This window comes from Pseudoalteromonas sp. P1-25 (genome assembly GCF_001401805.1).
GTDB lineage: Bacteria > Pseudomonadota > Gammaproteobacteria > Enterobacterales > Alteromonadaceae > Pseudoalteromonas.
This window is the reverse complement of sequence record NZ_LKDW01000001.1, coordinates 307,673-327,646: the sequence shown is the minus strand read 5'-3', so window position 1 is coordinate 327,646 and position 19,974 is coordinate 307,673. Positions and strand designations below refer to the sequence as shown.

General features: G+C 40.4%; 16 protein-coding genes. 5 read left to right on the top strand and 11 right to left on the bottom strand.

Going from position 1 to position 19,974, the window contains the following annotated elements:
* The first annotated feature begins 2 nt into the window (after window positions 1-2).
* A complete protein-coding gene (gene dapA / locus AN393_RS01475; protein WP_055017128.1) occupies window positions 3-920 on the top strand; it encodes a 4-hydroxy-tetrahydrodipicolinate synthase in 918 nt (305 codons plus the stop codon).
* 98 nt (window positions 921-1,018) lie between these two features.
* Window positions 1,019-2,320, top strand: a complete 1,302-nt coding sequence (locus tag AN393_RS01470; RefSeq protein WP_055013711.1) for a DEAD/DEAH box helicase — start codon at window positions 1,019-1,021, stop codon at window positions 2,318-2,320.
* A gap of 129 nt (window positions 2,321-2,449) precedes the next feature.
* Here AN393_RS01470 and AN393_RS01465 read toward each other — a convergent pair whose 3' ends face one another.
* On the bottom strand, window positions 2,450-4,057 hold the full coding sequence (locus tag AN393_RS01465) for an NAD(P)/FAD-dependent oxidoreductase (protein WP_055017127.1): 1,608 nt from the start codon (window positions 4,055-4,057) through the stop codon (window positions 2,450-2,452).
* 192 nt (window positions 4,058-4,249) lie between these two features.
* Between AN393_RS01465 and fdxA the strand changes: the two genes are divergently transcribed.
* The 3 genes from fdxA (at window position 4,250) to AN393_RS01450 (ending at window position 9,089) form a co-directional block, all read left to right on the top strand.
* Window positions 4,250-4,573, top strand: coding sequence for a ferredoxin FdxA (gene fdxA, locus AN393_RS01460; RefSeq protein ID WP_055013709.1), 324 nt, complete (start codon window positions 4,250-4,252; stop codon window positions 4,571-4,573).
* Window positions 4,574-4,714: 141 nt separating this feature from the next.
* Window positions 4,715-6,961: a carbohydrate binding family 9 domain-containing protein gene (locus AN393_RS01455; protein ID WP_055017139.1), complete on the top strand. Its 2,247-nt coding sequence runs from the start codon at window positions 4,715-4,717 to the stop codon at window positions 6,959-6,961.
* 223 nt (window positions 6,962-7,184) lie between these two features.
* Window positions 7,185-9,089 carry a bifunctional diguanylate cyclase/phosphodiesterase gene (locus tag AN393_RS01450; RefSeq protein WP_055017126.1) on the top strand — a complete coding sequence of 635 codons (1,905 nt, stop codon included), beginning with the start codon at window positions 7,185-7,187 and terminating at the stop codon, window positions 9,087-9,089.
* A 241-nt stretch (window positions 9,090-9,330) separates the two neighbouring features.
* On the opposite strand, the gene AN393_RS01445 is transcribed toward AN393_RS01450, so the two are convergent.
* The 10 genes from AN393_RS01445 to AN393_RS01400 form a co-directional block, all read right to left on the bottom strand.
* Window positions 9,331-10,035: a TorF family putative porin gene (locus AN393_RS01445; protein ID WP_055013707.1), complete on the bottom strand. Its 705-nt coding sequence runs from the start codon at window positions 10,033-10,035 to the stop codon at window positions 9,331-9,333.
* Window positions 10,036-10,044: 9 nt separating this feature from the next.
* Window positions 10,045-11,262, bottom strand: coding sequence for a BCCT family transporter (locus AN393_RS01440; protein WP_055013706.1), 1,218 nt, complete (start codon window positions 11,260-11,262; stop codon window positions 10,045-10,047).
* Between the two features lie 146 nt (window positions 11,263-11,408).
* Window positions 11,409-13,076, bottom strand: coding sequence for a choline dehydrogenase (gene betA, locus AN393_RS01435; protein ID WP_055017125.1), 1,668 nt, complete (start codon window positions 13,074-13,076; stop codon window positions 11,409-11,411).
* A gap of 10 nt (window positions 13,077-13,086) precedes the next feature.
* The gene (gene betB, locus AN393_RS01430) at window positions 13,087-14,550 is read right to left on the bottom strand and encodes a betaine-aldehyde dehydrogenase (protein ID WP_055017138.1); all 1,464 of its coding nucleotides are present in this window, start codon (window positions 14,548-14,550) and stop codon (window positions 13,087-13,089) included.
* 1 nt (window position 14,551) lies between these two features.
* Window positions 14,552-15,127 (bottom strand): transcriptional regulator BetI, encoded by a 576-nt coding sequence (gene betI / locus AN393_RS01425; RefSeq protein ID WP_024031790.1) that lies wholly within the window; start codon window positions 15,125-15,127, stop codon window positions 14,552-14,554.
* Window positions 15,128-15,542: 415 nt separating this feature from the next.
* Window positions 15,543-15,848 (bottom strand): hypothetical protein, encoded by a 306-nt coding sequence (locus AN393_RS01420; protein ID WP_055013704.1) that lies wholly within the window; start codon window positions 15,846-15,848, stop codon window positions 15,543-15,545.
* The gene (locus AN393_RS01415) at window positions 15,848-16,105 is read right to left on the bottom strand and encodes a DUF3081 domain-containing protein (protein ID WP_055013703.1); all 258 of its coding nucleotides are present in this window, start codon (window positions 16,103-16,105) and stop codon (window positions 15,848-15,850) included. The genes AN393_RS01420 and AN393_RS01415 overlap by 1 nt, the downstream gene beginning before the upstream one ends.
* A gap of 629 nt (window positions 16,106-16,734) precedes the next feature.
* Window positions 16,735-17,958, bottom strand: coding sequence for a type III PLP-dependent enzyme (locus AN393_RS01410; protein WP_082422651.1), 1,224 nt, complete (start codon window positions 17,956-17,958; stop codon window positions 16,735-16,737).
* Window positions 17,959-18,251: 293 nt separating this feature from the next.
* Window positions 18,252-19,106, bottom strand: coding sequence for a transporter substrate-binding domain-containing protein (locus tag AN393_RS01405; protein ID WP_055017124.1), 855 nt, complete (start codon window positions 19,104-19,106; stop codon window positions 18,252-18,254).
* 55 nt (window positions 19,107-19,161) lie between these two features.
* Window positions 19,162-19,965, bottom strand: a complete 804-nt coding sequence (locus AN393_RS01400; protein ID WP_055013701.1) for a DUF1338 domain-containing protein — start codon at window positions 19,963-19,965, stop codon at window positions 19,162-19,164.
* Window positions 19,966-19,974: the final 9 nt, after the last annotated feature.

Sequence of the window (19,974 nt, the reverse complement as noted above, 5' to 3'; positions counted from 1 at the left end):
TTATGCGCACCCTAGAACAAATTAAACAAGCAAGCTTAATTACCGCCATTAAAACCCCATACTTAGCCAATGGTGATATAGATTTAGCAAAGTACGATGAACTCGTTGAAATACAAATTGCAGCGGGTGTAGATGGCATCGTGGTTGGTGGTACAACCGGCGAAGGCCAGCTAATGAACTGGGAAGAGCATTTAATGCTTATCGCGCACAGTGCTAATAAATATGGCGATAAGCTGTTAATTGTAGGGAATACAGGTAGCAATAATACCCGCGAAGCGATTAAGGCCACTAAGTACGGCTTTGCAAGCGGTATGCACGCCGCGCTGCAAATTAACCCATATTACGGCCGTACGTCTATTGCTGGCGTTAAAGAGCACTTTAAACGTGTGCTCGATATTGGCCCTGCGTTTATATACAACGTAGCAGGGCGCACAGGGCAAGATTTAACCCCAGATATTATTGAGCCATTAGCAAAACACCCTAATTTAATTGGTATAAAAGAATGTGGTGGTAACGAGCGTATTGCCCATTACGAGCAGCAGGGGATTGCGTGTTGGTCAGGTAACGATGACGAAGCGCACGATGCACGCCACACACATAAAGCGCACGGTGTAATATCGGTGACATCTAACCTTATACCTGGGCTGTTCCGCCAGTTAATGGATACTAAAAATGATGCCTTAAATACCTCATTACAACCTTTAATGAACTGGCTTTTCTGCGAGCCAAACCCGATTGCAATAAACACCGCAATGATGATGACAGGCGCGGTAAACCCCGTATTTAGATTACCGTATGTGCCACTGAGCGATGAGCAACAATCACAAGGCGAGGCCTTAATAAACGAGCTTAACGTTAATGATATTGTGGGCAATAAAGCTAACGTTTTAAATAACGATGATGTGCTTATACTTTCTTAGCGTTTTGTTTGTATTTATAAACACTAATCACTAACTGTTGACGCGTTTTTGCTGTATAATTTGCGACCCTTGATAAATGTGGCCGCAGGTTATACAGCATGAATTTTAAATCTTTTAGTTTTTCCCCTGAACTTATTCAGGCGTTAGACGAACTTAATTACCACACCCTTACGCCCATTCAGCGTGCAGCAATTCCAGCTGTTCGTAAAGGTAAAGACGTTTTAGCAAGTGCCCAAACAGGCACGGGTAAAACGGCAGCGTTTGCTTTACCTATCATCCAAAAATTAACTGAATCTGAGTTAAGCACAAGCAATGCTCCACACGCGTTAGTGCTTGCGCCAACACGTGAGCTGGCAGAGCAAATAGCAAATAACTTTAAAGCCTATGCAAAACATACCGCTTTAAAAGTAGTGAGCTTATTTGGCGGTGTTAATACCGTAGGTCAAGCAAATGCACTTAAAGACGGTGTAGATGTGGTAGTTGCAACCCCAGGGCGTTTACTTGATCATATTCGTTTGGGTAATGTAAGCCTTGCAAGCGTTAAACACTTAGTACTAGATGAAGCCGACCGTATGCTTGATATGGGCTTTATTGAAGATATGCAAAGTGTGATTAAAAGTTGTGACGAGCAACGTCAAATTTTACTTTTCTCAGCTACTTTCCCTGCGGCTATCAAACAATTTGCATCTAAAGTATTAAAGCAGCCTGAAATTGTACGTGTTGATCAAACTAATAGTACAGCAAGTACGGTACAGCATGTTGTCTACCCTGTTGAAGAGCGCCGTAAGCAAGAGCTATTGTCTGAGCTTATTGGTAAAAAGAACTGGCAACAGGTGCTTGTGTTTGTAAACATGAAAGAAACAGCGGATGAGCTGGTTAAAGAGCTTAACCTTGATGGTATTCCTGCTACCGTATGTCATGGTGATAAATCGCAAGGTAATCGCCGACGTGCACTTCGTGAATTTAAAGAAGGCAAAGTACGAGTTTTAGTAGCTACCGAAGTTGCAGCGCGTGGAATTGATATTGAAGGCTTACCACGAGTCATTAATATTGATTTACCATGGCTTGCAGAAGATTACGTTCACCGCATTGGCCGTACAGGTCGTGCTGGTAATCAAGGCCAAGCTATTTCGTTTGTAAGCCGCGAAGAAGAAAACACCTTATTTGAAATAGAGTCGCTAATTGGTCAAAAAATCAAGCGTGTTTACTTAGAGGGTTATGAAGTAAGTAGCCGTGAAGTACTTATTGATAAAATAGGTAAAAAACCTGCGCATTTACGTCGTAGCCGTACTAATAAGCCAACAGGCCAGGCAACAGGCGAAGCACGTGCGGTAAATCGTTCACGTATTTCAAATGTGCGTAAAAGGTTAAAAGGCGCCAAACTTACCCTCAAAAAGTAAGTGTACAAAGTGCCGTTCTTATAAAAAAACCTGAGTTTACTCAGGTTTTTTTATGCCTCAGTTTAACTCAAGGTTTAAATAAAAAAACCTCACTTAGTGAGGTTTTTCGGTAAACAACTTAAATGTGGTTTAAGCGTTTTTGATCATCGAAAGTGCAACGGCTTCAGCCGCTTTTATACCATCAATACCGGCAGATAAAATACCGCCTGCGTAGCCTGCGCCTTCACCCGCTGGGTATAAACCTTTAGTATTTATGCTTTGGAAGCTTTTATCGCGCTTGATACTAATAGGTGAAGATGTACGGGTTTCTACCCCCGTTAATAAACCATCGTTAGTTGAAAAACCACGGATTTGCTTATTAAAGGCTGGAATGGCTTCGCGTATTGCATCAATAGCAAATTGCGGAAGCACATTTGCTAAATCGGTGAGCTTTATGCCGGGTGTAAACGAGGGTTGCACATCGCCTAAGTCGCCCGATGCTTTTCCTTTTAAAAAGTCGCCAATTAACTGCGCTGGTGCATCGTAGTTACTGCCGCCTAATACATAGGCTTGCTCTTCTAGTTTACGTTGCAAATCAATGCCGGCAAGCGGGTGACCTGGGAAGTCTTTTTCAGGTGTAATACCTACTACAATAGCACTATTTGCATTGCGCTCACTACGAGAGTATTGGCTCATACCGTTTGTTACTACCCGGCCTTCTTCAGACGTGGCGGCTACAACGGTTCCCCCTGGGCACATACAAAAGCTGTAAACGGTGCGGCCATTATCACAATGGTGAACGAGCTTGTAATCAGCAGAGCCTAAAATGGGGTTACCCGCATTAGGTCCAAAACGACACTCATCAATCATTGATTGCTTGTGCTCGATTCTAAAGCCCACAGAAAATGGTTTTGCTTCTACGTAAATACCTTTATCGTGAATCATTTTAAAGGTATCACGGGCGCTATGCCCCACAGCAAGTACTACATGGCGGGTACTTAATTTTTTACCGTTTGAAAGCGTTAAGCCAGTTACTTGCCCGTCATCTATATGAATGTCGTCTACGCGGGTACTAAAGCGGATTTCGCCGCCAAGTTCAATAATACGTGCGCGCATTTTTTCAATCATGGTAACCAGTTTAAATGTACCAATGTGCGGCTTGCTTACATATAAAATTTCACTTGGCGCGCCAGCTTCTACAAATTCGGTAATAACTTTACGCCCGTAATGTTTTGGATCTTTTACTTGGCTGTATAGTTTACCGTCTGAAAATGTACCTGCGCCACCCTCGCCAAACTGCACGTTAGACTCTGTATTAAGGGTGCGTTTACGCCAAAAGCCAAAGGTGTCTTTGGTGCGTTCGCGTACTTCTTTACCACGTTCCAGAATAATAGGGTTAAAACCCATTTGAGCCAGCACTAAGCCCGCAAATAATCCACACGGGCCAAAGCCAATTACTACAGGGCGCTCAGTAAGGTTAGCGGGGGCGTGGGCAACAAATTTGTATGAGGTATCAGGTGCAGGTTTTACGTGCTGATCTTTAGCAAATGCATTTAACAGCGCTTCTTCGTTATCTACTTCAATATCGAGGGTATAAATAAGTAAAATAGCCGTTTTTTTACGTGCATCGTACCCACGTTTAAACACATTGTAGCTGTGTAGCTGCGCTGGCTGTATTTTTAGTTTATTAACTATGGCTTGGCCTATAGCGTCTTCGTTATGATCAAGCGGCAGCTTTATTTCGGTTAAACGTATCATTGTTATCTCTTTTAGGTGTCTTAGCGGTAATAGTATCCGCTCACAATAAGAAGTGTAGGGCACGTAATGGCTATACATTAAGGGCGCATATATTACGTTAAATTGACCACAGATGGCACATATTTATTGTGTTTTTAAAGGGGTTGGGTATGATCCGCGCTTCAGATAATTAATTACTAGGTTTAAACTATTATGGCGTTTGTGGTCACCGAAAACTGTATTAAATGCAAATACACAGATTGTGTGGCAGTGTGCCCTGCAGATGCCTTTTACGAAGGCCCTAACTTTTTAGCAATAAGCCCTATTGATTGCATAGATTGTGGGTTATGTGTACCAGAGTGCCCAGCTGAAGCAATTTACCAAGAAGATGAGCTGCCAGAAGACCAAAAAGAGTTTACCGAGCTTAATGCTGAGCTTGCATTGGTGTGGCCACGCATTGTTGAGGTAAAACCAGCGCCTACTGATGCCGATAGTTGGAATGGTGTGGCTAATAAGCTTAAATTAATTGAAACCTAGCTTTTTAAATTAAGCCTTTAATATTAATTAGTTAAAAAAGCGATTGTTTTTAGTATCAAGCTATTAACAAATGTACTGACTTAAATTACACTGCATAAATAAGTTTACCTTTTAAGGGTAAACACGTCTAAATGGATGTTTATGCAGTACTTAATAATTATAAAAAAACAATGCAGTGCTTTATTTCCCTTCTTAATTGCACTTTTATTTTCTAACCACCTTTATGCCAGTGAAAAACAGCAGCATTCTCTTGTACATATAAATGCAGATATTACTGTAGATGGCGTACTGGATGAGCCCCACTGGCAGAATGCCACTTTAATCCCTGTAGCATTTCAAGATGAGCCTAACGAAAAGGGCTCCCCACCGGTTAAAACCGATGCTTACATGTACGAAGATGGCAGCAACTTATATGTTGCATTTGTAGCCGAAGATCCACAACCGAGCGAAATTACTGCGTCACTTCGCGACAGAGATACACTTTGGCAAGATGATACGGTTATTTTAATTATTGATACTTTTAACGATGAACGTTCAGCTTACGAATTTTATGTAAACCCACTGGGTGCGCAAGGTGATACTCGAATGAGCGACACCGATGGCTGGCAATCAGATCCGTCTTGGGATGCAATATGGGATAGTGCTGGGAAAATTACTGAGCAAGGGTATGTGGTTGAAATGCGCATACCTTTTAAAGCGCTGAGATTTCCTGAAAATAAAACAGATTTAACATGGGGCTTTGCCCTTATGAGAAATTATCAACGTGATGTACTGTATCAGCTTTCAAACATGGGGTTTGACCGAGATATAAAATGCAGTTTATGTCAGTTTGATAAATTAAATGGTTTTAAGAATATAAAAGCCAGTAAGAATCTGCAACTAACGCCCACGCTTACTGCGCTCAGAAATGATTCAAAACCTACCTTGCCAGGGCCGTGGGATAATGGCGATATAGACACCGAAGCTGGCCTTGATTTACGCTGGGGGGTTACACAAGATGCGGTAATTAATGCCACTATAAACCCCGACTTTTCGCAAATAGAAAGTGATGCGTTAGCCCTTGATGTAAATACCACTTACTCAATTTATTATGCAGAAAAACGACCATTTTTTTTAGATGGCGCATCCTACTTTAAAAGCAGTTTGTTTGAGCTATTGTATACCCGCACTATTGCAGAGCCTGAAGTTGGGGCAAAATTAACAGGTAAAACAGGGCAACATAGCTATGCATTTATGTATGCCGATGACAATAATAGCACTATTTTATTGCCCACAAATCAAGGCTCTGGTTTTGCAATGTTAGAGGATAAAACCCATGCAGCAGCGGCGCGTTATCAATACGATATTGGCCAACAAGGCACTATAGGGCTAAGTACGACCCACCGCGAAAGCGATGATTACTACAATACAGTGCTTTCTGTTGATGGCAGCTATTGGTTTAATCAAACAGATCTGCTGGCCTACCAAGTAGCTACAACCGATTCTAAAAACTCTGATTTTTTAAAAAGTAACTATAACTTATCTAAAACTCAATCTGATGAAGCGTACGCTTTAGAGTTTACCCGTGATAAACGTGACTACAATTTGTTTGCTAGCTACGAAAAAGTAGGTAAAGACTATCGCACTGACTTAGGTTATCAAGAAAAAGTAGATTATGAGAACGTAGGCTTTGGGGGCGGGCAAACCTGGTATGCGGATGAGTCTGGCTTATTAACGTCATGGTCTTATGAGGCTGATTGGGATAAAACATGGGCGCAAAATGGCGACCTACTTGAAGAAGAATACCAAGGGTTTATAACATTAAAAGGTCAAAAGCAGTCTATTTTTGAAATTGGCTTACTGCATCGTTATGAAAACTATAATGATGCTTTTTATAACCAAAATATTGGCTTTGTTTATACGGGCTTTAAACCTAAAAATAATATATGGCTTTCGTTTTATGGTGAGTATGGCAGCCGCATTGATTACGCCAATGAGCAAATTGGCGATTCGTATGCAACGCAAACACAAGTTACGTGGGATATAAACGATCATTGGCAAGTAGACGCTACGCATAACTACAGCGTTTTAGATAACCCACAAGGGGAGCGAGTTTATACCGCTAACTTATTAGACTTTAGGCTTTATTATAAATTTAGCATGCGCGCTATGCTCAAGCTTATTTTGCAATTTGAAGACATTGATAGAAACAAAGACGCCTACTACTACCAAGTTAGCCACATTAATAAAGACTATGGCAGCCAATTAGTTTACTCGTACAAAATTAATGCTCAAACATTATTTTATTTAGGCTATTCAGATAAAAGCTACCAAGACGACTCCTTACAACACGTTGAAAGAGATCAACGCACATTTTTTACAAAAGTGAGCTATGCATGGCAGCTATAAGTTATTAAGCCAAAATATGTAACTTTAACAAAGTGGTTTATTTTTATTCATCACACTCTATAATTACTTAATTATTAAGCATTAAATTATTCTTTTTGAGTACGGTTCTAAAAATTTTAATACATAAGGACTGTGCTATGGCTTGCTTAGTACTAAAAACAGGCGATATAATCTCCTTTTAGTAACGGGTTTATAGGATAAGTAATTTAGATGGATTTTATTGATGAATAAATTTAAACCCTTAGGCAGCATTTTTTTTGTATTTATCTTGTTTTGCTTTTGTTTAAACATTGAACTAACAAACCAAATTAACCGCATTAATTTATTCAACCCTGACATAGATTTACGCCACTTTGATATTGCAGATACAACGCTCGAAATGGCGCCTTGGTATAACCCTATGCTCAACGGGCACTATTTAATACACCAGCCCTCTGCCGATTTTTTATTAGTCAAAACTACTGATACTGAATTTATTGCTGCAAATGCCACAAAACTAATACTAATGACTTTAACATCGCCAATAAATTTTATTTTGGTGTGTATGGTATTGTTTGTGGGCTTTACAATTATTCGAAAAGAGCGTAAAAAAATCTCTTATCAACGTGAAATAGCAAAGCTTAATAACAGCGCTAATCAATTGCTTGTTGCCTTTAACCTTCAACCCCAACACGACAACTCGTCGGGGCTTAGCAATTTGAGCCAATCAATAAACAATCTAAATATTCACGTAGCTAACTATTTAAAGCAAACACAAACAAGTATCTGCCAAGACAAATTAACCTTGCTTATCGACCGCCATGCCTATATTGAGCACATAGATAGGCAAATTAATTTTAATGATGAGGAGGATCTTAAGTGTGCGCTGCTGTTTATTGACCTAGACGGATTTAAACAAGTTAATGACTCATTTGGTCACAGTTTTGGTGACGAAATTTTGGTACAAGTAGCTACACGCTTAGCTAATGTATTACGTCACCATAAGCTAAGCAATATCAATTCGGCTAATCAGTTAGAGCAAAATTTATCTCGTTTAGGTGGAGACGAATTTTCAATTTTCATAGAGTCAGTTGATAGCGAAAATAAAGTGGTTGATATTGCAAAGCATGTACTCAGTGAGCTTGAGAAAGACTTTGTGCTGGGTAACAAAATAGTCAAAATTAGTGCCAGTATTGGTATTGCTTCCTACCCAGAGAGCGCCTCAACCCCACAAGCACTATTACAGTTAGCGGATGTGGCAATGTACCGTGCAAAAAGCGACGGTAAAGGCATTTTTAAAGTGTACTCCCCAGAAATGGGTAATAAAATGCGCCGTTATCATTATCTATTGGAAGAGCTGCGTTTGGCCGTGGCGTGTAAAGACTTTTACTTATCGTTTCAACCTATCGTCCATGTAGAAGACTGCATGATAGATTATTTCGAAGCGCTTACACGTTGGGAGCACCCTATAGAAGGGATGATTTCACCAGCTGAGTTCATTCCTATTGCTGAAGAATCTAACCTTATTTTAGAGCTCGGCGATTGGATTATGCATGAGTCGTGCAGGCAGATGGCGGCATGGCATAATGCGGGTATGCGCAAAGTAAAAATTTCGGTTAATGTATCAGGCGTGCAATTAAAACATCGCTCAGTGTACGATTGGATAATGAAAAATCTAAAAAACACAGGGCTGCCATCACATTCTTTAATGTTAGAAATAACGGAATCTACGTTTATCAAAGCCAGTAAAAGTATGATTGAAGAGCTTGAGCGACTTCGCGCTGAAGGGGTGACGATTGCGATTGACGATTTTGGTACCGGCTTTAGTTCATTGAGTACATTAGCTGATTTACCTATCGATGTAATAAAAATAGATCGCTCGTTTATCTCTCAAGCTGATAAAAGTCCAAAGTACAATGATATTCTTAATACCATCAGCGAACTAGGTCAAAAGCTGGGGCTTAAAATAGTGGCAGAGGGCGTAGAGGAAATTGAACAGTTTGAGCTTGTAAAACGCATGGGGGTCAGCTCTGTGCAAGGGTATTTGGTTAGCCGCCCAGAGTCATCTATCAATGTGGGTAATAAAGTATTACGAAAAAATACAGCCAATTTATCTGCCGCGGGTACTAGTGCATGGGAAATTGATTAAAGCGTGTATGTTTTATATGGGCTGTATGAATAGAATGAATAAAGTCGTTTTTGGCCTAATGCTGACTATTACGTGATGTATTAGCATTGCTAGTGGACCGACGTTCCTTTATTTAAGATGGTGTTACTAAAAATTTTGAAATGAAAAGCTTTATGCTTAAAGAATAGTAAAATTGTGTTAGATAAAAAAATGCCACTTTTAAAAGTGGCATTTTTGTTTGTAGAATCTAACAACTACAACTTTATAAATCGAATGTGCGTGATATAGCAAGCACTATACGCTCATCAGCGTAGTCGTAGTCTAGGCTTGTGTCTTCTGCAGCAATCTCAATACCAAAGCCTTCGTAGCTCGTTTGATACGCTAGGCGGTAATGGCTGTAAGATTTATCACCTTTTGGTGCATCCCACTGAAATTTATCGCCATCGAGTGAGTTTGAAATATCAAAGCTTGCGCGAATGGCATGATTCGGGGCAATTTCAAAGGTGTGCGCAATCATAGAAATAACATGGCCAGCACCGGTACCAAAGTAATCCCAGCTATACCAAAAGTTAAGCTCTGTTTGACCATACTCACTTGCATAGCCAAATTTTGTGTAGGCTTCTGCGTAGTTACCATCGCTGTTATTACCTTGGTATGTGTAATAAGCAATACCGTAATCAGCGCTCACTTGCTCGTTAAGTTGCACGTATTTACCAAGGTACGCATCAAGTTCAAAATCAGTGTCATCACCAAAATCTACATTAGATGCCCATGCACCCGCATAAACACCGCTGTCGAACGCGTAATCAAGGCTTGCTTGAATTGCAGGGTCGCTATCTGTTTGTGTTACACCGTTAAAAGTATAGTCAGATGCCGCTGTAATGGTTGTTGACCAGTTAGCTGACACCGTTGTTGATAAAAGTGCGAAAGGTAGCGCTACTGCTAGTTGTTTTAGTTTGTTATTCATTGTTGATCCCTAATGTACAGTTTCTATTTTTGTGTAATCGATTTTGTTTGCTTTTGGCGAACTGTCTATATTGTTAACCGTTTTAAATTTGCTATAGCCAATAAACGCAGCACAGCCAAAAAACAGTGCAATTACTAACGCGCCAACCCATTGAATTTGTAAAAATTCAAGTTTAAATAACAAAGTAAGTAGCGATAAGGCCACAATATTTAGCAGCATATAGTTCATTTTACCTAAACGTTTAACCGTTAAATTAAGGTTATCTGTGTATAGGCGTATTAATGAATCAAGCGAATTAATAACAAACACTATCCCAACAAATACCATGGCAAAGTTTTTAATACCCGCTGTTGAAATACCCATTTCGTGGTAGTGATAAAGTACGCTAAACCAAATTGCAATCGGGATAGATGGGAATATCAACATTGCACCTAGCACTTGGTATGTTTTAAGGCCACCTACAAAACGAGACGTAAACTGACCAATCATAATACTCCACGCGAACCACCAAAAAAGGTAAAATTCATGGTAGTCGTTAAGCGGTAAAACAAACTCATTTATATTGGCAAAGTAAGTACCAATTTCTGCAAGGTTATTGGTAAATGCCGACATTTCGCTGTCACCAACGACAAATGCACCCACCCACATAAAGGCAATTAACGCGATAAACAACCAAGTTGTAGAAATACTTAAAAAGCGCACGTATTTAATATCTGTACTTGAGTACACAGCAAAGCAAATAGCTGCAAATACAATAAAGTAAAAGGTAGGTATAACGCTCGAGCCATCACCTAGCTCTGGTAAGTACCAGGGTAAGTTAGAAAGCAGTAGGTAAGCCGTAAAGGCACATGTGCCAATAATAACCACGTTATTAATGAACTTAACCCATGAAATTTCGAAAAATTTAACTTTGGGCTCTATTACACAGAAATAAAAGCACGTAAGAAAGTAAAATCCCCAGATCAAGAATCCCCAGTAGCCAAACTCAATAGCCAGTGGGTTTGCAAACGCGTATTCTGGGCTTGCTTTTATGTCTGCATAACCTGCAAATTCGGTTAATGGAAACATGATTAGGCCAACGTCTAGGCCTGAGGTAAATAAGATTGCGATAAAGGTAAACGTTCTCACTGGTGTTACGCCTACTACGCGTACGTTACCCCATTTAAATAAAATAGTGATAACTGCAAGTAGCGTAAATATAATGCCAGCACTAAGCCATATAGTCATTATCGCCCTCCCAAAATGAATAAAAGTAACTCATAAGTTCTCCGTTTTTGTTTTATTGCTTGCATAAACACCGCGTAACCAATTTACGCCGTGAGCCACTACAAGTTGAACGTGCCCTACATTGTGTTAGGCACGTTATGGCTTAATTAAATCTCGCTATTACGTTGCGTTGTTTGCCAATTACTGCTCATGGCAACGTCTACAGATGCTTGCGGTAACGGTGTTTTACCTAAAATTAGATCTGCTGCTTTTTCTGCAACCATAATTGTAGGGGCATTTAAGTTACCGTTAGGTACCGTTGGGAAGATTGACGAGTCAACAACACGTAGCCCTTCAATACCATGAACTTGGGTATTAGAATTAACCACGGCCATGTTATCTTCGCCCATTTTGCAAGAACAAGATGGGTGATAGGCACTTTCTACCGCTTGGCGTACAAAGGCATCTATTTCTTCGTCGGTTTGAATGTGCTTACCTGGTTGAATTTCTTCATCGCGGTAGTCATCAAATGCGCTTTGCTCAATAATGTCGCGAGTTAGGCGCACACATGCTCTAAAACCTTCAATATCGTCTTTATGCTGTAAGTAGTTAAATAAAATTTTTGGCGGTTGCTCAGGATTAGCTGATTGAATAGTCACACTACCACGGCTTTTAGGTTTGTTATGACCTACATGAACCTGAAAACCATGACCCGCAAATGCACTGCGCCCGTCGTAGCGCATCGCCGCTGGTAAAAAGTGGTACTGAATATCTGGCCACTCAACGTCAGGTTTTGAGCGAATAAACGCACACGACTCAAAATGATTGGTTGCACCTAAGCCTTTTCGGGTCAGCAGCCATTTAGCGCCAATTAAGCCTTTAGAGAACAGGCCTAATTTACCGTTTAAGGTAATAGGTTGCTTACACTTGTACTGAAAGTAAAACTCAAGGTGATCTTGCAAGTTTTGACCAACGCCTGGTAAGTGATGTTTTACCTCAACACCGGCTTCTTCAAGTATGGCTTTATCGCCAATACCCGAAAGCTGTAAAATATGCGGTGAGCCGATTGGGCCTGCACTTAATACAACGTCTTTAGTAGCATGCGCCGTTTTAAGCGTGCCATTTACTGTGTATTCAATGCCTGTGGCTTTTTTGCCTTCTAAAATTACTTTTTGTGCTAACGCACCTGTAATAACGGTTAAGTTACTGCGAGATTTTACTGGGTCTAGATATTCGCGTGAGGCGGAGCTGCGCACACCGTCTTTTACAGTCATATGCATAGGGCCAAAGCCTTCTTGCTGCGCTGCGTTGTAATCGTCTGTGTGTGCATATCCAGCTTGTACACCTGCTTTTATAAAAGTGGTGTAAAGCGGGTTCTGCATTTCGTTACCGTTATTAACACCAAGCGGGCCTGTGCCACCACGGTGCGCATTTTCGCCTAAATAAAAGCTTTCTGCTTTTTTGAAGTAAGGTAAGCACGACTGATAATCCCAGCCGTTAGCACCGTGTTGCTGCCACTCGTCAAAATCTTTCGCGTGGCCGCGTACGTACACCATGCCATTAATTGATGACGAGCCGCCTAACACTTTACCGCGTGGGCAGTGCATTTCACGGTTATCTAAATACGGCTCAGGCTGAGTGTGAAACTGCCACGCGTATTTATCTGTATTCATAGGGATAGAAAGCGCTGTTGGCATTTTTATAAATATACTTTTATCGCTTTTGCCAGTTTCTAGCAAAAGCACTTTATTGTTTGTATCTTCAGACAAGCGATTTGCAAGTACACAACCTGCAGAACCGGCGCCCACAATAATATAATCGTAAGTGTTACTCATAGTTGCCACCTTAAAACGGGCTTTCTATGTCGGCCATGCCCACATAAATAGACTTAGTTTGCGTGTAATGATCAAGCGTTTCTATGCCATTTTCACGGCCAATACCTGATTGCTTATAACCACCAACAGGCATTTCAGCAGGTGAGTTACCATAGGCATTAATCCAACAAATACCGGCTTCTAATTGGTGAATAACACGATGCGCCCGTTTAATATCGCTAGTAAATACGCCGGCGGCTAAACCAAGATGTGTACCATTAGCACGCGCAATTACATCATCTTCGTCTTCAAAAACAAGCACGCTCATAACTGGGCCAAAAATTTCTTCTTTGACGATAGTCATGTCATCGTTGCAATCGGTAAATACCGTAGGTGCTACAAAGTAACCATTAGGCGCTGATTCAGGAGAAAGCGTAGTACCGCCAGTCAATAGTGTTGCACCTTGGTCTTTACCGCTTTGTATATAGCTCATTACCAATTCTTGATGCTTTTTAGAGATTAGTGCACCAAAGTTAGTATTTAAATCTTGCGGATCGCCAGCAATAATATTTTGCTCAGTACGTGTTTTAAGCTCATCAATAAACTGCTGATATACATTTTTATGAACGTAAATACGGGTACAGTTAGTACAAATTTCGCCTTGGGTATAAAAGTTACCTAACATAGCTGCACTGACTGCTTGCTCAATATTGGCATCTTCAAACACTAATAAAGGTGATTTACCACCTAACTCCATTGTTACGTCTTTTAATGTGCCTGCAGCGCTTGCCACTACTTTTTTACCTGTGCCTACTTCACCCGTAAACGACACTTTGTCTATTTCACTGTGAGAGGTTAACCACTGACCTACATCACCCGTACCTTGCACAACGTTAAATACGCCGGCAGGTACACCTGCTTCAACAAAAATTTCAGCAAGTTTAATCGCACCTAAAGGGGTTTCTTCTGAAGGCTTAAAGATAAATGCATTACCTGCGGCAAGGGCAGGGCCCGATTTCCAACAAGCAATTTGCAGTGGGTAGTTCCATGCACCAATACCAGCACAAATACCTAATGGCTCTTTGCGAGTATAGTAAAAGTCTTCGCCAACCATTTGCTGCTGACCAACTTGCGCTGGTGCTAAGCCGGCAAAGTATTCAATTACGTCTGCGCCTGTTTCTATATCAACGCAATTAGCTTCTTGCATTGGTTTACCTGTATCTAGCACTTCAACTAAGGCAAGCTCGTCATTACGCTCACGCAATAAAGCAACCGCTTTTAATAAAATACGGCTACGTTCTATAGGGCTCATTTTTGACCATTGAACAAAGCCTTGTTTTGCACTCTCGATAGCTGCGTTTTGAATAAATTCGTCGGCAACTTCTACCGAGTAAATAACTTCATCTGTGGCTGGGTTTTTTACATCAAAAGTTTCACCACTTTGGTTTGCAAGGAAGTGGCCATTAATAAAGTTTTGATAGACAGGTGTAGTCACGCTAGGCTCCATATTGCTTGATGAGTGAATGTACATAGCTTTTCGCTAATGTTTCACTGTGTTTAAATTGGTTTTCGTCAGATTGACTTAATACTGCTCTTAACCATAGGCCATCAATCATGGCGGCGCTAAGTTCTGCAGCTTGTTTTGCTTGCTTTACGGGCATTAGTTGCTTAAAAGAAAATGCTAAATTACTTTGCAAGCGATTACTGTTTACATTTTGCAGCCTGTGCAGCTCTTGATCGTGCATTGACTGCGCCCAAAAACTTAACCACGTACGCGTGGTGTCATTGCGCTGTTGAACAAGTGCAAAGTTGGCCTCTACAATAAACATCAAACGCTCAATTGCGCTGGTGGTTGGCTCAACTTTTTCAATTAATTCATTTTTTAAATTCGATAACAAATACCTAACGGTTGCCTCTATTAACCCCTGCTTGCCACCAAAGTAATGGCTAATAATGCCAGATGATAAACCTGCATTTTTGCTAATGGTGTTAATGGTTGTTCCTTGCAAACCGCGCTGTGCTACTGACTCAATAGTCGCGTCAATTAGCTGCTGACGCCTGACAGGTTCCATTCCGACTTTAGGCATAATTTTTATTAATTGAACGTTCAATAAAGATAAGCTTAATGTAATAGCTCTAACAATTCAAGGCGTAAGTAAACAACCAGATACCAAGATGTAGATGGATTATTAATAAAAACGGGTTAATTTACAGTTGTGCCTCACGCCGGTCTTTATAAATAAAATCGCATATATTCAATGGTTTACACTTAAAATTTTAAATGGTAAAAATAGTAAGGATTTGTTTACGGGGTATGAGTAATAAAAAAGATAAATATTCGTTAGAATGGTAATAGTTAGAGTACGAAGGGTATTTTAATTAGACAAACATAACCATTTTACACGTTTAATTAGTGTACTAATTAAAAATACTAGCAGTGTATACTGGTTAGAAAAGAGGGGCTTAATGTTATAAAAGGCGTGTAAATTAGGTGCTATTAATAACGCCTTTAAATAATAGCGGATAGCGTCTAAGGCGATTACCTATGTAATCATCGGCTAAGATTTGTTGGCAGATAAAGTTAACGTCGTTACTGGCTTCAAACACCCAATCAAAGCGTTCTATGGCCAGCAAAAAACCGCGTTTAAGGTAGGTTTGTTCGCGATATTCATCTAGATTTTGACGAACTATATCGAGTTTTTCTGGGTGCGCTTGTAGCTCCGCAATTACCTGGTTTATAAACGAGGTGGTTTGCTTGTTTGTGGTGCGTTTACGAATGCGTCTTGGCTGCATTATTCCTCATTAGCAATGTTATATAGTTTTTTTAGAAAGTCGTCTTTGTGTTTTTCATGCTCATAATCAAGATGGTAAGCATTATGAAATCCAAAGCGCAATAATACGCCGCTACCTTCTAAGTATATTGTGTAGCCGTCAATGTCAGAGTAAGCGGTAACTCCCTGGTAGTGTTTACCTATATCGTTTTGCTTACCGCGCTTTTGAATACGTTCATACACAGAAAGGATCTGCTTATTATCGAGTTCGTTTTTCATCATTCACCCTTAGCTATTTCAACCTATTACGTTTTATATATGAGGGACGATCATCGTAAAAACAATCAAATAATGGATATTTTACGATGACTTTATAAGAGCGCTTATCGCTGTTTAATAGCAGGGCGCGTTTATTTCAGCAATGCTTAACGCTAAAGGGGGGGGGTAATTGTTAGGGCTTAAAACGTACTATGCTGCGTGGCGTAAAGTTTGCGTTATAGCAGTAAGGCGCTTTAAGTGAGTATTTTAGGCGTTTTGGGGCCGGTTAACAGCCATTTGTTTAAAGCTTAGTCAACATTGAGACTCTAATAATGAGCTATTTCCTACAAATAGCATTATTCGGCCCGCAGGGCTCATTTAAAGGACAAGCAACTCTTTTATCTGTTTGAATGTCGAGGAGGAGCACTACCTTACCTCATTCTTTCATGAATGCAGCATTAGAATAACGAAGGCGCTGTTATCGAGCCCATTAAGTTACAAACTTAGTACGCCATTTAACTGCCCATATATTAAATAAGCTTAAACCCGCAACGGTTAATATGAGCAAATAAAAAACGCAGTTGGAATGAGCAACTGCGTTGGCGTGTATAGGTACAAGCCAGCGTACCTATAGTGAGGAACTTAGTTTACTAGCCTGTTAATACTTGGCTGTGCATGTGCTCGTTTAATACAACGACCTCAGCGCGCTTAAAAAAGTTAAAATCGGTTGCCGTAGCTAGCGTATAGGCCCCCATCATACGGCTAATAATTAAATCACCGTTATTAAGTTTTGGCAGCATAATTGAATCACTTATTACATCTATACTGTCGCATGTGGGGCCTGCTAATACCGATTCAAAACGCTCGCCGCCTTGTTTGGCACTATCTATAGGGTAAGCTGCCTCATCAAACATTAAACCGCTAAAGGAGCCATATATGCCATCATCTAAGTAGTACCATGTTTTACCTTCGCGCGTTGCTTGTCCCATTACAGAGGCAACACTGGTTACACTACTTGCTACAATAAAACGCCCAGGCTCAGCAATAATTTGCATTGTTTCTGGTAATTGTGCCAGCGCGCTATTAATTGGCGCACAAAATACATCAATTGGTAGCACATCCGCACTGTACGGCACAGGAAACCCACCACCAATATCTAGCGTACTAAGTGCTGGTAACCCTAACTCAGCCACCCGTTTAACTACTTTTGCAGATGCATTTATTGCTTCAACGTATTTAGTTGGGTTAGGTGATTGCGAGCCAACATGAAACGATAATCCTTTAATACGAATACCTAGTTGCTGAGCAAGGCTAATAATGTCGATTGCCGCCTCTGGGCTGCAGCCAAACTTTTTAGATAAATCAGCAAATGCATCTTTATTACGAAAGCTTAAGCGCACTAAAATTTCAGCTTGGTCTTTGTAGGTAATAAACTTTTCAAGTTCGTTAATGTTATCCACCACAAATACGGTACAGCCGTAGGCAAGTGCGTCGCGAATGTCACTGTCGCGCTTAATTGGGTGCGTGTGAATTGTACGCTCGCTTGGTACGCCTTGGCTTGCTACTAAGTCAACTTCGCCGCTGGTTGCTAAATCAAAGCTTGCGCCTTCTTCTAGCAAAGTGCGCACTACAGCAGCATGCGGTAAAGGCTTTAAAGCAAAATGTAACACAACGCCGGGCAGTGCATGTTTAAGTGCACGGTATTGAGAACGTATAGCGTCGCAGTCAAGCACCATCAGAGGTGCGCCAAATTGTGCAGCAAGTTGTTCAATGTGAGCAGTACTCAGTTGCGCGTAATCAATTGCTTGGTTTGCAGCAACCGCTGCTGCAGGTACTTTAGTTACGGTGTCTTGTCGTTGTGTTGATAAAGCCATTTTATTTTCCGAGTCAATTAAGCAACTGCTCGGGTAGGGTGTATCCACGAGTCAGTTGAGTGAGATCAATAGTGCAAACGCACAGTCAAATTCACTCTTGGATAGTTGCTCTATCGCCTTGCTACAAACGGGGTTTGTAATGTACTCGGATTGGCTATCATCAAGAAGCGGCGAGATAATAATGTAGGTTTTTATATAGCGCAATAAAAATTTTTAATAAATTTAAAATAATTTATTTTGCTTTTAAATCATAGGTTTACGTTGATTTAGACTGTTTATCTAGACGATTAATTTTACTCATCAGCTGTTAAGTATACGTGCTCTTGAGAGTAAGCAAGCATCATAGCGCTAGATGTATCAGCACTATAGGCTTGCTGTAAACTTTTTTGTAAGCGGTCATAAATCTCGGGGGTGATCATTAAAATATTGATGGTTTTTATTACTTTTTCGCTAAGCTCTGTCTTACTACATGCAAAGTAGCCATTAACAAATTCTGGAAATTCAGCTATTTCTCGGCTATCAATTTGTTTTAACTGCTCAGAGGTGAGTGCATCAAGTACGTTAACCTCGTAATCAACAATCATGTCTATTCTGTTATGAATGAGAAGTTGAGGCAATTGAGAGCTGGTATCTTCTGAGCTTATCGCCGCAATTTGGTCTTTATACTTTGTTAAAATTGGCTCAAGTTTTTGATAGCTCGTTCCCGAGTCTACGGCAAGAGTAAAATCCTTTTCTAGTAATTGGGCTACATGGACTCGTTCAGGAAAGCTTTGTAAAGTGCGTTTAAAAGCATATATTTTTCGCTGCTCGTAAATTGTGGTGGGTATATCTGAGAATAAAATATGTTTTTCACGCTCGGGCGTTTTTATAATATCGTAACTGCATACTGCTTCAGTGCCCATAAGTCGCTTAATTAAACGGGCTTGATTGGTCCACTGCAATTTAGTATCAATTGTGTGGTTAAGCAGGCTTTCGAACGTTTTATCTGAGTTTAAAAAGCCATCAGTAGACGCATTCGCTCTTGAGAGTAATGTAAGGGGTTCGTTTGCATGGCTCAATGGTAATAAAAGCAGTACATGCAAGATAATCAAAAATTTAGTAAATACAGGCATAAAACTTAGTGTAAATGTTCTAAATATTTTTGTCATAAAAAAAAGCCCAAACGGGCTTTTTTTAAGTTAAAACATTAAGGCATGCCTTAATTTATCGCGCATTAGTGCTTTCAAAAATTTTATCAGCAGAGGCTGCCACAAACCCTGTGTAAAGCTCGCCATCAGCTTTAGGGTACCTAATGGCAAACTCATAAAAACAGCTAGGGATGCGCAGTTCGCCGTCGCTAAAGGTGACAGCGTAATCGTCTGCAAGGGTTGATGATTGCTCTAGTAACACCTCTGGTGAGCCTTTTACTTCGCCGCCAGATGTATTAAGCGCAAAGCCTGCATTTTTAAGCGCCTGATTAACATCATGAATGTTATCAAACTTAGCAAGCATATTAATATTTACAGTAAAATGATTTGCACGGTAACCCCATGCCGACATCCACGCTGCGTACTCGCTTTCAGCGAGTAACTGTTTGTAAGTGTCGCTACTTACTTGCCAATGGGTGCCTGAATATAAAAAGTTATTGGCAGTGACTGCGTTTTCATCAATTTGCGCAACCATATCTGTCACAATGGCTTGTAACTCTGGTGAACACTTTTCAACTAATAGCTCAGAAATAAATACTTTAGGTTGTTTTGGGTCGCTATGCTCATAATGTTTAGCGTATAACTTTTTAGCTTCAAAGTGGTATTCGCCACACTCTGTGTAACCAAGCGCTAAAAAGTGAGCAGCTAGCTTTTCTAGGCCTACTTTTTCAATATTAAAGGTACGCAGCGCAATATGGTCGTTAATAATGTCATCTTTTTGCGTTGAGCCCAGAAGGTCATGAATTTTATCTGCCGATGGGGTAACAGCTAAATAGTTATCCCATAGGTTGTCAAATAATGTATTTACGTTGGTGTGCATGTTAAATCC